The sequence below is a fragment of the Janthinobacterium sp. KBS0711 genome (assembly GCF_000988085.1).
Classification (GTDB): domain Bacteria; phylum Pseudomonadota; class Gammaproteobacteria; order Burkholderiales; family Burkholderiaceae_D; genus Janthinobacterium; species Janthinobacterium lividum_E.
In genome coordinates this window covers 645163-660669 of the sequence record NZ_LBCO01000033.1, presented here as the reverse complement: position 1 = coordinate 660669, position 15507 = coordinate 645163, and the positions used below count along the sequence as shown (strand labels likewise).

The following is a 15507-nucleotide window of genomic DNA, read 5'->3' as shown; positions in this document are numbered from 1 at the left end:
CCATGGCGAGCATTCTCGCCTAAATCAGTGTCCGGGTACATTAAACCACTACACAGACCGCCGTAAGACCAAGATTAAGCAATACGTTGCGAGGCGCGCAGGCAAGGTCGAGCTGAACCTTATGGGCACAGACCGCAATCGCGTACCTGCTAGCCTGACTTGGTCAAGTTGTTTCATCGATCGAAACCGTCTGCAGGAGTTTTCCCTGTTAGGTTCGAAGGATACAGGTAGCGCCGAGAGCGATGTGATTGCTACCTTGTTTGGACTGGAGGATTTTCAGGAGGTGATCTTGCGGTTTGTGAAGCCCGAGAACTTCAACCTCACATCGCATCGGCAACCAAGCCAAAGCGAGGCAGTGCGTACCCTGGATGCTGCCAGAGAGGAGCTCCACCAACACCGACGCTACCATAAGCATACCGTTTCTGTACTCAACGAAGACGTATGTACACGTCTAAACCTGCGTGTTGACCAACAATTTGCCGTGCGCGCTAGGCACACACGTTTGACTAGCCTGGCGGAAATCAAACTCCACAAGGTTGAACGGCTGAAGGTCGCAGAAATGCCGTTTGCTGCATCGATGAAGCGCATCCTCGGTGCCGTGCGGATTGCGCGTCGCTTGCTCTCTCGAAAATCCAGGATTGACGTAGCCCTATTGAAGAACGTGATGGCCATCAACTATCGCGCTGTCTACGAAGCCCTGCAGGCGATCGAGAACGCGGGGGCAGGCGAACACTGTCCGGCCTGTTCGACGCCGTTGGCTCGCGTGGTCGTCAATCCGTTTGAAAAAGCTCGGCGCGAGCTGGCAATGTTGAGTGTGCTTGACCAGCTCAAGACTTCACAGCAGCGCATCGAGTGGTGCATGACGCAGTTAGCCTCGGCAATTGGCACAACAGTCACTGCGGTCAATAGCAACCTGCGCCTGGGCATACCATGTGCTCTGGCATTGGAATCCCTTCGGGCCAGCCTGATGGATTTCCATTCTGCGACAGATAGGGCGGGGACAGCGATGCAGGTACTCACCAAGTTGATCGAGTTGCTGGCTAGAGATGAGGCAGACATCGCGACGTACTTTGACGTCTGCAGAAAGAAGCAAAATGAGATAGCGCAGGTGGATGTTCAGGTGAGGCGCCTCAAACAAGAAGCCAAACAACTCAAAGAAGCGGCTGAAGTGCTTAGAGGGCTCTTTGACGAAAAGAAGGTATCACTAACCGCATTAAAAGAAATTCGCAGACAGCTCGTTGAACTAACGCGCCAGCGCGCCAGCCTGCAAGGTAACGATACCGACAATATGCGACTCAATACGCTCATCGACCAGTTGCAGCTGGAGTATGGAAACCTCTATCGGGACTTGTTGGGGTATAAGCTTTTTCTGGAAAAATCGCGCATCGCCGGCATCGAAGGCAAGGCGGCCGAATATTATAAGGCGATCAATCATCATGACGATAATCATGAATGCATCCATGCGCTAAGTTTCGAGAAAACGGGTGAAACCTATCGCATTAAAATATTGAACGCAGATGGCAGTTCGTTGGATGCCTTCTCCATCCTGAGTGAGGGGCACTTGCGGGTACTTGGACTTTCCTTGCTGTTGGCGATGGCAGAGAAGAACAAATTTCCATTGATCGTGTTTGACGACGTCGTCAATGCAATCGACAGTGACCACCGTTCTAATATCATCGACTTGTTCTTTGCTGATTCGTACTTGCGTCGGACGCAGATGATTATCACAACGCATGATCGCCTATTCTGGGAGCGATTTTGCATCATCGCCGATCGGCATCCACAGGCTGACCAGCACAGCAGCGCCGTCCTCAGCTACACAAACCAGGGTATCGTCATGGTGGACCATACGGGGGGCTTCCAAGAAAAAGTTCATCGTGCTTTGGGCGTGTATGACATTCGCCAGGCCTTGATCTATTGCCGCATCTGGTTCGAGTCAATGGTATTGGAGTATTGTTTGGAAAATGCTGTTTCTGTGACTGCGCAGTTCAAGAAATCTGCGTTAAAAAAAAGCATGTACCTGCAGCTGAGCCTGGAAAAAACCTTCGCGTTGGTGGAGCCACATATTGCCTATGACCGAGCGCACTTTGACCTCATCAAACAAGATTTGGTGAACTGGAGCGGCCAAAACCAGGAGCATCATGCCTTTGACGAAGGAAGCCTGAATTTTGTTCACTCTAAGACGAGCAATGAGGTCGTCAAGATTTACGACGCGATTCGCCTTTTTGAATGCCAGCTTTTCACGCAAAAGAAGCAACTGTCATGTAGCAACTTGCTTGCAGATTTAGGGCAGAAGATTGCGGCCTGCACGGCCAAGATCAAGCAACTGAATAAAGCGCCAGTGGACGTCCAGCAGGCCCAGCAGCAACGCTTGGCAGCACTTCAAAAGCGTGAGAAGGAGGTCAACCAAGAACTGGCTTACGTCGCAGATTGCCTTGCGGCGCAAGCGGCATTGGGTGGGAATACCTGACTCGTGCAACCTGGCCACGCCTTGCTACAAAGCGCTTATACAACAACGGACGGCAACTTGCCCTGCAGCTTGTTGATGGCCAGAATTCCGCGCAGCAGATCGAGGTGATGTTGGAGCAGGTCGCCGGCATAGAGCGTTTGGTAGATGCAATAAGAGAGCAGTCGTCTACAATGTGGACCATCATCCGATTAAATGACGGTTTATGAAATTGAGCTTCCCTCCGGTGAGTGGAAATGAAGTAAAAAAGGACGGTAGGGACATGATTGAGAATTTGGTGAATATTTTAACTGCATTGCAGGCCCGTGCTGGAACTGACTTTTCTGGCGCGGGGATTATTGTTTGTGATACCCCATCTATGTTGCCGATCATTCCAATTCGCTTGTCCAATGATAATTGGAAGCGTTGCTCTACTATTGATAGTTTGCTCGAGATCTCTTCCGTTTATAGCGAATTTCATGATGGATTTCATGTTGTTTCGTCGAATTTTGAAATTACTTTAGTTGCCCAATATTTTTCACCACCTATTGTGGCAGATATGGAAATTGACCGGACTAAACTATTCGGTGGCCGCTATTTTGCAGCACTGTTCGGCTCCGCGCTATCAGGAGTTAGTGCAACCGGTATCGTTAGCAATAGTTTGGGGATAGCGATATTTCAGCATGGAAAAGAAGTCTACTTTAAAAAAGCCTCATGATTACTTTACTTCCCCTTAACCGCGTTATCGCTGGATTTGCGGTTTTCTATGGTATTGTGGTTTCTGTCATCGTCGGAATTGCCACTCAACAATCCGACGCAACTCACCTCTATAAAAATATGAAAATCGCAATGACTGGCTCAGCTGCTTTAAGTTTGGTGTTGCTTTTTATGTTTCACATTGGGTGGAAGTGGTTATGGTCGATGTTTCCACGCCTTAACACGATTTTTTTTCCAAATCTTCAAGGCACATGGAGAATGACAATTCACTATGTCGTAGATGGAAAAAAAGGAGAAGTTGTGTCACAAGCTACCATCAAGCAAGATTTCGTGAAGATTAGCATGGAGGTTGAATCGCCTGGCTCACATTCCAAGACGCTCATCGCTCAACCTAAGAAGGATTCGGAGTCTGGACTACCATTGTTATATTATGTCTACCAAGTGGAACCAAAACAAGTCAATGCAAGCGTGAGTAGTCCGTATACAGGGTCGGCAATCTTGCAATATAGAAATACGACAATTGATACTCTAAGTGGAAACTACTTTACCAGCCGAAATACTTACGGGCGCTTCGTTCTTGAGCGAGTATGAAGACCTACTGCCTTACCAAAATTAGCAGTGTGATATTTTTAGAATTTTTCCATGCTGAAATTTGATAAAAGGTGGCCAGATTCAAGTAAAGGATAACCAGAAAGGCGATAATTTTTCGCCTAAAGGTGAAAATGGAAATTTAAGAAAAATATGAAAATAAAATTTTTCTTATTTTATTGTGTTGAAGTAAAAAATTTGACAAAATACCCAAACCATCAATAAAAATGGGCGCTTAGATGAGCAGAGAACAAGAACGTTTTCAAGTACTAGCATTATCAGGTGGGGGGTACCGAGGTCTGTACACAGCCAAAATTCTCGCCGATATTGAGGACGAAATTGGCGGCCCAATCGCTCGTCATTTTGACTTGATCGCAGGAACTTCGATTGGCGGTATATTGGCACTTGCGCTAGCATTGGAAATTCCCGCAAAAAAAATGGTGAAACTTTTCGAAGAAAATGGTGGCAACATTTTTAAGCGCCGCTGGTCACTGAAAGGTATTCTACGGGCTCCATATTCGGGAAAGGAGCTGAAGCAACTGCTGTCCGAGGACGATTTATTCGGAGATCGCGTCTTGGGATCTTGTCTGCACCCAGTGATTATTCCCAGTATTAGCTATACAAACGGCATGCCAGTGCTGTTCAAGACTCCGCATCATCCAACATTTAAGCGGGACCACAGACATAGAATCGTAGATATAGCTATGGCCACGAGCGCTGCGCCATCGTATTTTCCTCGATATACGTTCGACAACAATCAATACGTCGATGGGGGCTTGTATGCTAATGCACCTGGCCTTCTTGCTGTTCATGAGGCTAACTGTTTCCTCAATTCGGCTATTGAGAATATTCATTTGATGTCGATAGGTACCATGTCTTCACGCTTCACTGTTGATCCACGACGAAACCGTGCCGGTGGAACCTACGACTGGGGAGGATTGAACCCGTCCAACATGCCAAAGAAGTTGTTTGGACTTTCGATATCTGTACAAGAGTCGCTCTCAGACTTTATGCTCTGTCATCGCTTGACGAAGGACCGTTATTACCATGTTGATGACAACTTGACTGACGAAACTGCCAAGGCAGTTGCTCTCGACAAAGCGGATGCGCCCGCCCGTGAGGCATTACTTGGGTCGGCAAGCCAACGCTCAAAGGCTTGCCTGGGTGATCCATATTTCCTCAGTTTCTTGAAGCACAAACCAGCCACGCCGTGCTTCTTTTACGGCGTGAATGCCAATCTCCTTGATGGGTCTAAAGTATGCTGAAATTGCACAAACTATTCGCTGAACCAATCAGCCATGCATTTGGTCACCAGTTGAGGCCAACCGCCGAACAGCGGGAGTATTTGGTGAGCTGTAAGAACAAGATCCGTGATCATCTTAGGAGAGGAATCGAGGCGGCGACAGTTTCACATTTGGGAATGAATCGAAGAGTAACGCCGCGTTTCAGGACACAAGGATCTTGGTCATACGATACTTGTGTACAACCTGCACAGTATCCTCCTCAGGAAATGGACTGGGATTTCGGAGTGTACTTGCCTGTAACTGTATGGGAAGATAATGGCCCACCGCATGCCATGGCGAAGCTTTATTTTAGCTTGGTCGAACAGCTTTTATTGATATTATGTGATCAAGAAAAATGGGTTTTAACCCCAGGAAAAGATACTTGTATACGAGTAAAGGTGGCATCATGGGCTCATATAGATTTACCTCTTTATGCAGCGCCTGACGATCAGTTTGTTCAAATTATAGATAAAGCAGCAGTGTTGAACGCTCGGGGAATAGCATTAGATAGCGCGGAGTTTTTACAAGAGCAGCTTTGGGAGGAAATGGATACGATCATGCTGGCAACTCGTAAGGGCGAGTGGAAACCGTCCGACCCGGAAGCTATAACACGCTGGTTTAAAGATCGGCTTGCGGAGCATGGCGACCAGTTAGCGCACGTATGCCGATATATGAAGGCATGGCGCGATTTTCACTGGGAGGATGCTGGTCCAAGTTCTGTTTGTCTAATGATTGCGATCTCGCAAAAATTCCAACGCCAGCCCGGTCGAGATGATCTCGCGATTGAAAAGGCAGCGGAGCATCTAGCAACAGCGATCCGCTTTGATATTCGTGAGGTCGCAATCGATGATCGTTTGGAAGACTTCAATCGATTGGATCCGATGGGACGTGGGTTTGCAGCCCAAAAGGCGACGGAACTTCAGAACTCGCTTTTCCAAGCCAGGACGTGGAGTATTGGGTTGAAGTCAAACGCCATAGCCTCTCTAAGACGAGTGTTTGGCCAACGCATTCCAGATGATCAGAATCTGATTGAGCAGGATACGAGCGCTGATGCCATTCGAAATACCGAAGCTCGCCAAGTTACGCGTCCTGTTGTTGTGGCAACGCAGGCTGGCTAATGGACACGACGACCATTCGCTTAGGCGAAACGCTTCGAATGCTTAGCGCACGTGGGTTCATCACGACTAAATATGTTTCTGGTGGAGGTCGAATTTTTGAAGGTGATCTTCATTGCAATAGCGGAACTGTCCGTGTGCAAGTTTGTCTAGATGACTGGGACTTTATTTCTTACCCGCGTATTACGTTGATATCGAAGCCCGCATTCTTACCATCGCTTATGGCTCATGTCGATGTATTGAATGGGTTGTGCTACTTTTCGCCTGGCTCTGTAGTCTTGGATCGTTATGATCCTGCGACAGCGGTTGCACAATGTTTGGATCAAGCAACTACTGTGCTCGAAAAAATTGTGTCGGACCCGAAATATTGTTCCGATGATTTTCAAGACGAGTTTCTTACCCATTGGGTATACGGCCAATTATCCCCACCGTGGCCGGTCGTCTTGTGCTCCACGTCAAGTGAGAATGCATACTGCGAATACTATCTTGTAGGTGATGCCCCAGAACGAAAAGCAGTAATCGCGACAAACTATGCTGATGTTCAAATACTAGCGACAACTTTGGGATGCGCACCGCCGAAAACGAGTCGGTGCAAGTGCTGGTTATTTCGTACGGAGCGTCGACCTGTCTTACCGGACGATGCTATGCCAGCCACAATAAAAGAGTTGTTTTTTTGGTTGAAAAAATGGGATTTCGCCCTTTACAATAATATTCAACGGGTACTGGAGCGTGAGAAGGAATATCTTAATGCGGCATTTGTGACGTTTGCGATAGATACTCCAAAAGGTTGGATCGGTTTCGGATTTGAGCTAGATCAGATGATGCGGCTGGGATATCGTGATGCACCCAAACGTTTCAAGCAGTATCTTCATCGGAAAGGAGGCTTGAAGCCAATTTTTCGCGTCGACATCACTGATATTCGGGCAGATTTCATCCATAGCCGGAACCTGGTTTTCAAGGATTTAAAGGAAAAGCGTCTTACACTTGTCGGTTGCGGTGCTATCGGTGGCTACTTAGTACAAGCACTTGTCCGGCTTGGTGCAGGGACTGGTTGCCGTGGTGAGCTTGTATTAATCGATTCAGATACGATCGGAGCTGAAAATCTTGGTCGCCACTATCTTGGAATGACCGCTCTGTTTAAATCCAAGGCAGAGGCATTACGGCAAGAGATTTATAGACAATTTCCGTATGTACGTATATCTGTGCAAACTCAAGCAGTGCGTGCTACTTCTAAATTTTTCACCGGAGATCTAATCATTGATGCAACTGGCGAAGAAGCTGTTAGCGAAATGATCAATGAAAATCATCTTAGGCAGAAGATAAAAGTTCCACCAGTTCTTTATGTTTGGATAAAGGGAAACGGTGAGTGCGTTCAGTCGCTCTTCGTAGATTCAAAACGACATGGCTGTTTCCGTTGTTTACGATTGCCAGACACAAATCGGTTTCGAGAGGAGCGATTTCCTACGATAAGGCGTCCACCGCAGCGACAAAATTTTGGATGTAGATCTTTTACTCCATATGCAGTGTCGGCACCAATGCATGCCGCATCGCTCGCGACAGACGCTGTGATAGATTGGATGAAAGGAGATCCTAGTCCAAGGTTTCGTACCCGTTACATTGAAAAAACAGACGCAAAAATAGTTAAAAATCAAAACATATCTCCTCTGAAAGAGTGCCAGGCGTGCGGAAGCCAATGATATGGGTTCATCCATTCCGAGATCTAGCTCGGATTTTAGTTGAACCGGCAGTTATGGAGACAATTCTGAGCTTTCGACAGGATGCAATGCATAAGACAGAAGCTGGAGGCATACTTCTCGGGTATAGGCGAGGGGATCATCTTCACATTGTAGAAGCCACATGTCCGCAGACTGCAGATCGTCGTTCCTTGTTCAGATTTTTTCGATGTGACAGATATCATCTAAACACTGCGATTAAACGATGGCAAGACAGCGACTCTAAGATTGATTACCTAGGAGAGTGGCATACTCATCCAGAGACTTTCCCATCTCCCTCGTACATCGATCTGTCTGAATGGAGGAAGATCAGCGATCGTGTGTTAATACCAATGGTTTTTATGATTGTCGGTATGGATGGCTCGTTATGGTTGGGGGTTGGTGAAAGAGAAATTATTCAAGCAGCTGATAGGGAATGAATCGCCACCGGCATTTTCATCTGCAAGGCCATCCCAGAAATTTGTGACGACCGGTCCAGTTCCGCAACATCCGACAAGCCATGCTGCTTCTAAATTTTTCTTGTCCGCATGTGAATATACGTTGAAAAAAGTTTTCATTTTTATTATGACTATACAAAATTTCCAACCAGAGCGCTGTTTTATTTTCAACACTGACTTGGACAGCTTCCGCCTCGATTACCCAGACATTCGTAATGTCACCCCTTTCACGTACTGGCTTGCCGAGGGCTTCGCATATGCCACACCGTCCCCATCTGTAGACACGTACGATCAAGCACTTTCTCAGTTGATTGTCGGGGATATTGTTTTCGCCTACGAAAATCTGGCTGGTATTGTTGCGATGGGAACTGTGTTGGAGGTGGCAGATCTGAAAAGTTATTTCAACATTACTCCGATTTATCCCGATTCCCGTACTGTTGTAAAGCGCGTAAGAATTTCATGGGATACGTCGTTTAAATGTTCAGTCAACGATATCACTACGGCTGGAACCACCGCCCGCGGTGGATCTATACCGTTATGGCGCGTGAAGTCACATAGGATGAAAGGTCTCCTCACCGATTTGGCTAGCAGGCACCACATCCGTAGTGTGGTGCCGAGAATTACATTATGATATGTAGGACGTACACCACTGCAAAGTTCATCTTCACTCCAATAAGTCTCATACCTCTGTTAATTGTTATCAAATGACACCAGATCAAGATCAGTATTACAAACGGGTACTTGTGCCATTCGAGACCGAACTTCAGGTGTTGCGACTTGGAGAACTGTTCAGTGGCACGTTATATGACAATAACGATCAGCCGATCACAGGGCTGCGCTTGCCTGATATGAGCTAGGGGGACTTAATCTCAATTCAACTGAGATTGGCCGTTTGTTTATGGCTCCTGACGAAGCTGTCGTATCGATTCTGACGCTGCTTGAGGAGGATGATGGAGCACCGGCCGGAATCAATATTCTCTCCAGTAATGGTTTTGTTCAGGAAGGAGAGGGCGCGCGCCGGGAGGCAATTGGAGAGCCTCTGCTTCCGCTTAAGATCATCCAGTCGAAGATGCGGGGATCCCAAAACACTATACCGGATGATCACCCGATGCATCACAAAACACGCTGACGGTTGCATCCATGGATTCCGAGGCGCCATTCCCTACGCGAGGTTAAAGGCGCATCACCTCTATCAACAGTACTCATGGCGCCCAAGGCGTAGGCCTTTCCGGGGCGTTTGGCGAGGCCGCAAAGAGCTAGGGGGCAGGGCGTGTCCGTCTCGAGGCCCCCAAAAAAAGATGGAACAGGCCCCCGCCCGCAGCGCGAGCCTTCGAAGTGGTCGAATCGACGGCCATAAAATCGATCTTCGAGTGACGCTACGCATTACTGACCCGCTTAGGTTCCAACATCTGGTTGAACTGACCAGAATCTGGATACTAGTCGTATTAGGCATTGCCAGCCGGGCAGTTAACGGATGCAAGCTGGCCCTTTCCAAGGTAGCCCTGTTTGCATCGGGAGACCGCGAATGCGCTCGCGCCGGCAATGCCAAGGTATTGGCCTTAGATCCAGGCAATCGCCACGCGACTGAAGATGCGGAATGAGACTGTGACGTTCGGTGAATGCGGCTCATAAGGTATCATCACGACGGGGGCACGTGCCACTATCTCCGGAGTATAAGAAATGAAGGTCTACCTCGACGACGAGCGAAATACGCCTGAAGGATGGACTCGAGTGTACTGGCCTGATGAGGCGGTATCACTATTGACCTCCGGTGCGGTTGTCGAGATCAGCCTCGACCATGATCTTGGCGATGATGAACGAGGCACCGGGTATGACGTTATCTTGTGGATTGAGGAAGCGGTCGCGTTGCGCGGCTTTAATCCTCCAATTATCTTCGTTCATTCGGCCAACAGCTCAGCACGTCAGAAGATGGAGGCTGGAATTGCTGCGATCAGCCGGATGGCTATCGAGCGTAAGGTCAGTTGACGGCCAAGACCTGGCGGTAGCAATTTTTTCACTTATTATTTCCCCATAACTGAAATTACATCAGAGTGTTAGGGCGCCCGAAATGAACATCCCTAACTTAGGACGTGGTTTTACATAATATAAATTATGCGAAGTTATGGCTGGATTTGAGAAAACCTCCATTTTACCAACGCCCCAATCGCAAACGCGATTTCCCCTATCTGCGCTGCCTCTGTCGCTGCCGCTTGAACAAGCCACATGAAATACGGCTTGTCCCCGTCCGTGTTTGGTTTGTTCACGCCCAGGTTGGCGTGCAGGTGCAATTCTGGCGCTTCGATGATGCTGACGATCAAGTCTGCCACGCTCTTGCGCGACACCACGGTGCCTTTGAATGGCGCATGGCGTGTCGTCAGTTCGTAGTCGACTTCGTCTTCGTTCGTCATCCAGGCTGGGCGCACGATCATGTATGCCAGGCCCGATGCTTCGATGGCGTCGGCGGCGCGGCGGAATGGTTTCAGGTGTTCCGCCAGCCTGGCATTGTTCCACTCGCCAAATTTGCCAGGAACTTCATCGTAGATGCCCATCGACAGTACGAAAATTAGCCGCTCGACATGCGAGACCTGCATAGCGGCAATAATGCTGTTGGCCTGGTCTTCCATATCGTCGCCGACCAGATTGGCGTAGATCAGGTCGTGACCGGGCATAGTTTGCCGCAACAATGCCTGGTCCAATACGTCACCGGCCGGCACGCTGCCGTTTGCCGGGATTGCGCAACAACAACGTCAAGGCGATGTCTTCACGACCCGCCAAGGCATGAATGACCCAATACGCTACTTGGCCGCCTGCGTCCAGTATCAATATCTTTTTCATCTTCTCGCTTTCGTCGCGGCACGGTGCCAAGCAGGAAGTTAAAGGCTTTCTTTGACGAAAGGAACGCATGCGCTTAAAAAGCAAAACCCCGTGATGCGTGCCGGTCCATCGCATTGGCTCGTGCTGAATTGCCACCCGAAACCAGCTTTCACTGCCAGCGATATTAGCAAAATAAGCAACGGAATCAGCTATTTGCAGATTATTTTCAATGAGAAATCTCAACATTAAATTCCGATGATCAGGCCGTGACCTTGGCGCAGATGCTGCTGGAGCTGTCGCGTGTCGTGTGCCGTATTACGCCAGGAAACAACGCCGTAGCCGCTATGAGATTCCTCCTCCCTTCCCCGCCCTGCTCCCGCCGCCGTTCCGGACACCATACCAGCTCATTGGAAAACAGCTACTGGTATGGTACGCATCGACCATCGTCTGGGGTAAGGCGGCAACTGGTATTGTGATTTTGCGCAAAGAATAAAACCAGTTGACTACCACCTGCAATGCTTGCACTCTGAAAAATCGGACGGTGTCCAGCCGGCCGGCAAAAAAATACACAAGGAGACGCAATGAACCGGACAGTCATGAATACCCTCATCATTACCCTCTTCGGGGGAACGTTGGCAGCCTGCGGCGGAGGCAGCGAAGGATCCAGCGCAGGCGCCAGCCAGCTGCTGGCAGGCGCCACGCAAGCGGTCGCCTGCTACGCGCCGTGGAACAGCGGCACGGCCTACAACGGTGGCGGCCAGGCCAGCTACAACAACGTCAATTACACGGCCAACTGGTGGACGCAAGGCAATAACCCGTCGACCAGCAGCGGCGGCGCCGGCAGCGGCCAGCCCTGGACGGCGGTGGGAGACTGTGGCACGCCGACGCCGACGCCGACTCCTACCCCAACACCGACTCCCACGCCTACCCCAACACCTACGCCGACTCCCACCCCGACACCGACGCCAACTCCGGTACCTACTCCAACACCGACGCCTACCCCCACGGGCTTGGCGAAACACGCGCTGATCGGCTACTGGCACAACTTCACCAACCCCAGCGGCGCCACCTATCCGATCAGCCAAGTCAGCGACGATTGGGACGTGATCGTCGTCTCGTTCGGCGACAACGCGGGCGGCGGCAATGTCAGCCTGACCATCGATCCGGGTGCGGGCACGGAAGCGCAATTCATCGCCGACGTGGCCGCCAAGCGTGCCAAGGGCAAGAAAGTCATCCTGTCGCTGGGCGGGCAAAATGGCTCCGTTTCCGTCGGCAACACGGCCGAAGCGACGAATTTCACCAACAGCCTGTACGCCATCATCACCAAATATGGTTTCGACGGCATCGACCTGGACCTGGAAAACGGCGTGGCGCAAGGCGCGGCCATCCAGACCTATCTGCCGATCGCCGTGAAAAACCTGAAAGCCAAGGTCGGCAACAGTTTTTATCTGTCGATGGCGCCGGAATGGGTGTATGTGGAAGGGGGTTACACGAGCTATGGCAGCATCTGGGGCGCCTATATTCCCATCATCAACGCCCTGCGCAGCGAGCTGACGGTGCTGCACCCGCAGTATTACAACAATGGCGATATCTATACGCCGTACGCGACGGGCGCCATCAAGGCGGGCTCGGCCGACCAGCTGGTGGCCACGGCGCGCATGCTGATCGAAGGGTTTAATTACGGCAGCAATACCTTCGCCGGCCTGCGTCCGGACCAGGTGGGCTTTGGCGTGCCGTCGGGGCGCAGCTCGGCCGGCTCGGGTTTTACGACGAATGCCGACGTCAGCAACGCCCTCAATTGCCTGACGCGCTTGCTCAACTGCGGCACCATCAAGCCGCTTCAGGCGTATCCGGACTTCCGCGGCGTCATGACGTGGTCGATCAACTGGGACCGCCACGACAACTATAATTTCTCCGTGCCGACGAAGACCGTGCTGAAAACCTTGCCGTAACAGCCTTGGCCCCAATGCGCATGCGAGCTTTGCCGCTTACATGCGCAGCAGGGCCGCGCCCAGCAAGCGTATGTGCAGCGCCATGCCCTGGCGTAGCGCCTCCCCTCCCCCTTGTCTGTGCTTGACGCCGTCCATGGTGGCCACCAGCAAGCCGGCCACTTGCGCGGCAGTCGCGTCGACCCGGCGCAGCGCGATGTCTCCCCAAAACAGGGGCAATTGATATTTCTCAACCCATAGCTTAAATCTATTAGTCCAGTTGAAATATTTTGCTTTCTTTTGTAAATGAGAATCGTTACTATCTGAATCAAGGATAAGCGAATTCAACAGAAAGGAGCCTCCCTTGTTCACAGCCATCAAAACATTCAGCCAGGTCTGCACGCACACGTCGATCGCCTTCGGCCTCGCCTATTTGCTGACGGGTTCCCTGGCACTCGGTGGCTTGGCAGCCATCATCGAGCCGGTCATCAACGTTGCCTTGCTGCCATGGCACGAAAAAGCCTGGCATGCGATACGCCGCCGCTACGCCGCCAGCCGCCTGGGCTTTGCCGCGCTGGCCGGTGAAAAGCTCAGCCAGACGGCACTGCACATGGGCGTGGCTTTCAGTGTCATGTACTGGGCCACGGGTTCCATGGCCTTCGGCGGCTTGCTGGCCGTGGTCGAACCGATCTGCAACGTGATCGTCCTGCCCTTCCATGATCGGCTGTGGGAAAGAGCCCGCTTCCGTTTGGAAAGCCGAGGCGCGGCGCCGCTGGCGACGCTACCCACCTGATATTTTTCACCCAAGAACAAGGAATGGGGTCGGACCCGGCAGGTCCGACCCCAGCTTCTTGCCGCTGGCCAAAGCCGGTATGGTGGCCGGTTTAGGCCGTCCGCAAAGCATGCCTACACATTGCCCGCCCACACGTGAGGCCTCCTTTTCCCCCACGGCGCCGCCCGCTCCAGCTGTCCCGCCAGGCGCAGCAAGATCCCATCGTTCGCATAGCCAGCCATGAACTGCATGCCGATCGGCAATCCGTCTGCGGACTGCGCCAGCGGCACGGACATGGCCGGCAAGCCGGCCACGTTCGCCAGCGGCGTGTACGGCGAATGCTCGAACAGGCGCGCCGTCCAGCCAACACCGTCAAGTTTTTCCTCCTTTTCGCCATAGCGCCCCAGCTGCCACGGCACATCCGGCATGGTGGGCGTCAGCAGCACGTCGTACCGGCCGAACAAGGCGCCGGCCTGGCGCGTGACCGTGTTGCGCACGTCGAGGGCGGCCACGAAATCGACGGCCGAGACCGTCTTGCCATGGCGGTAGCAAGCCAGGGTCGCCGCTTCCAGGGTGTCGCGCGACACGGCGCGCCCGCTCTCCTGCGCCAAGGCGTCTATCCACGGCACCAGGTTCGCGCACCAGATGCTGGCGTTCGCCTGCACGAACGCTTCCCACGACACGCCCAGCGCGGGCGGGACTTCTTCCACGTGGTGCCCCAGGCTTTCCAGCAAGCGCACGGTAGCATCGAGCGCGGCATCGATGGCAGGCACGGGATGGGCGCCATTGCAGGTGGCGCGCTGCACGGCGATGCGCAGCTTGCCCGGCGCCACGCTCACTTGCGACAGCCAGCTGTGGTCGGGCGCAGCCGTCACATACGGCTCGCCCGGCAGTATTCCTTGCACCGCGTCAAGCAAGGCGGCGCTGTCACGCACCGTGCGGCTCACCCCCAGCTGCACGCCCAGGCCACTGAAAATTTCGTCCATGGCCGGGCCGTTCGACACTCGTCCCCGGCTCGGTTTCAAGCCGAACAGGCCCGTCGAGGCGGCCGGCACGCGAATGGAACCGGCCGCATCCGTCGCATGGGCCAGCGGTACGATACCGGCCGCCACGGCCGCCGCCGCGCCGCCGCTGGAACCGCCCGCACTTAATGACACGTTCCAGGGATTGCGCGTGGCGCCGTACAGCACGGGTTCCGTGGTGGTGGCAAAGGCCATTTCGGGCGTACTCGTGCGGCCGAAGGTGACGAATCCCGCCTGGCGGAACTGCGTCATCAGGTGCGAGTCCAACGCGGCGACGTGGCCAGAGCCCAGGCGGCTGCCCGCTTCGCTGCGCTGGCCCGCCATCGTGACGGCCACGTCCTTGATCAGGAAGGGTACGCCGGCGAACTGCGCCGCGTGGTCAATGGCCGCCACATCCGCCGGCCACAGCTCGACCACGGCATTGATGTGCGGGTTGACGACGACGCAGGCGCGCATGGCCGCATCGTGCAATTCGACGGCGGAAACGGCGCCATCGCGCAGCAGCTGGGCCAGTTCCAGACCATCAAAGCTTGTATATTCATGGAGTTGCATCAGTTTATTCCTGTAATAGATGAAGAGTGAGGATCACAGGAACCACTGTAGGGCTTGCGCTATCATAGTGGAAATGAATAGTTGATATACAAGGTATAGC

15 protein-coding genes and 1 other RNA gene (1 of these 16 only partly in view) are annotated in these 15507 nt (G+C 52.2%); 11 read left to right on the top strand and 5 right to left on the bottom strand.

The window, feature by feature from the left end; genetic code table 11:
- Positions 1-97: a transfer-messenger RNA gene (gene ssrA, locus VM94_RS29425) on the bottom strand (it extends 187 nt beyond the left edge of the window).
- Between the two features lie 24 nt (positions 98-121).
- Between ssrA and VM94_RS21530 the strand changes: the two genes are divergently transcribed.
- The 9 genes from VM94_RS21530 to VM94_RS21515 all read left to right on the top strand — a co-directional run bounded on the left by VM94_RS21530 (position 122) and on the right by VM94_RS21515 (position 10305).
- Complete coding sequence (locus VM94_RS21530) at positions 122-2470, top strand: AAA family ATPase (protein WP_221937627.1); 2349 nt, start codon at positions 122-124, stop codon at positions 2468-2470.
- Positions 2471-2672: 202 nt separating this feature from the next.
- Positions 2673-3164 carry a hypothetical protein gene (locus VM94_RS28345; RefSeq protein WP_138829086.1) on the top strand — a complete coding sequence of 164 codons (492 nt, stop codon included), beginning with the start codon at positions 2673-2675 and terminating at the stop codon, positions 3162-3164.
- On the top strand, positions 3161-3754 hold the full coding sequence (locus VM94_RS28340; protein WP_138829085.1) for a hypothetical protein: 594 nt from the start codon (positions 3161-3163) through the stop codon (positions 3752-3754). The genes VM94_RS28345 and VM94_RS28340 overlap by 4 nt, the downstream gene beginning before the upstream one ends.
- A 236-nt stretch (positions 3755-3990) precedes the next feature.
- Positions 3991-5016: a CBASS cGAMP-activated phospholipase gene (locus VM94_RS27905; RefSeq protein WP_082127841.1), complete on the top strand. Its 1026-nt coding sequence runs from the start codon at positions 3991-3993 to the stop codon at positions 5014-5016.
- Positions 5010-6152 carry a CBASS cGAMP synthase gene (locus VM94_RS27900; RefSeq protein ID WP_082127840.1) on the top strand — a complete coding sequence of 381 codons (1143 nt, stop codon included), beginning with the start codon at positions 5010-5012 and terminating at the stop codon, positions 6150-6152. The genes VM94_RS27905 and VM94_RS27900 overlap by 7 nt, the downstream gene beginning before the upstream one ends.
- Positions 6152-7846 carry a ThiF family adenylyltransferase gene (locus VM94_RS27895; protein WP_082127839.1) on the top strand — a complete coding sequence of 565 codons (1695 nt, stop codon included), beginning with the start codon at positions 6152-6154 and terminating at the stop codon, positions 7844-7846. Before VM94_RS27900 ends, VM94_RS27895 begins: the two co-directional genes overlap by 1 nt.
- Positions 7843-8301 (top strand): Mov34/MPN/PAD-1 family protein, encoded by a 459-nt coding sequence (locus VM94_RS29420; RefSeq protein WP_082127838.1) that lies wholly within the window; start codon positions 7843-7845, stop codon positions 8299-8301. The genes VM94_RS27895 and VM94_RS29420 overlap by 4 nt, the downstream gene beginning before the upstream one ends.
- The gene (locus VM94_RS28335; RefSeq protein ID WP_138829084.1) at positions 8264-8950 is read left to right on the top strand and encodes a hypothetical protein; all 687 of its coding nucleotides are present in this window, start codon (positions 8264-8266) and stop codon (positions 8948-8950) included. The genes VM94_RS29420 and VM94_RS28335 overlap by 38 nt, the downstream gene beginning before the upstream one ends.
- A 1049-nt stretch (positions 8951-9999) precedes the next feature.
- Positions 10000-10305 (top strand): cyclic-phosphate processing receiver domain-containing protein, encoded by a 306-nt coding sequence (locus VM94_RS21515; RefSeq protein WP_046685256.1) that lies wholly within the window; start codon positions 10000-10002, stop codon positions 10303-10305.
- A 134-nt stretch (positions 10306-10439) separates the two neighbouring features.
- Here VM94_RS21515 and VM94_RS21510 read toward each other — a convergent pair whose 3' ends face one another.
- Both VM94_RS21510 and VM94_RS29195 read right to left on the bottom strand, forming a co-directional pair.
- Complete coding sequence (locus VM94_RS21510) at positions 10440-11033, bottom strand: NAD(P)H-binding protein (RefSeq protein WP_235432980.1); 594 nt, start codon at positions 11031-11033, stop codon at positions 10440-10442.
- Positions 11020-11379, bottom strand: coding sequence for a hypothetical protein (locus VM94_RS29195; RefSeq protein ID WP_235432979.1), 360 nt, complete (start codon positions 11377-11379; stop codon positions 11020-11022). Before VM94_RS29195 ends, VM94_RS21510 begins: the two co-directional genes overlap by 14 nt.
- A 350-nt stretch (positions 11380-11729) precedes the next feature.
- Here VM94_RS29195 and VM94_RS21505 point away from each other — a divergent pair, with 350 nt between their 5' ends.
- Entirely contained in the window at positions 11730-13085 is a 1356-nt protein-coding gene (locus VM94_RS21505) for a chitinase (RefSeq protein WP_235432978.1), read from the top strand.
- A gap of 36 nt (positions 13086-13121) precedes the next feature.
- Here the strand turns inward: VM94_RS21505 and VM94_RS21500 are convergent, their stop codons facing one another.
- Complete coding sequence (locus tag VM94_RS21500) at positions 13122-13301, bottom strand: hypothetical protein (RefSeq protein WP_046685255.1); 180 nt, start codon at positions 13299-13301, stop codon at positions 13122-13124.
- Between the two features lie 124 nt (positions 13302-13425).
- Between VM94_RS21500 and VM94_RS21495 the strand changes: the two genes are divergently transcribed.
- Positions 13426-13854, top strand: a complete 429-nt coding sequence (locus VM94_RS21495) for a DUF2061 domain-containing protein (RefSeq protein WP_052755873.1) — start codon at positions 13426-13428, stop codon at positions 13852-13854.
- A gap of 113 nt (positions 13855-13967) precedes the next feature.
- On the opposite strand, the gene VM94_RS21490 is transcribed toward VM94_RS21495, so the two are convergent.
- The gene (locus VM94_RS21490; RefSeq protein ID WP_046685254.1) at positions 13968-15407 is read right to left on the bottom strand and encodes an amidase; all 1440 of its coding nucleotides are present in this window, start codon (positions 15405-15407) and stop codon (positions 13968-13970) included.
- Positions 15408-15507 lie beyond the last annotated feature (100 nt).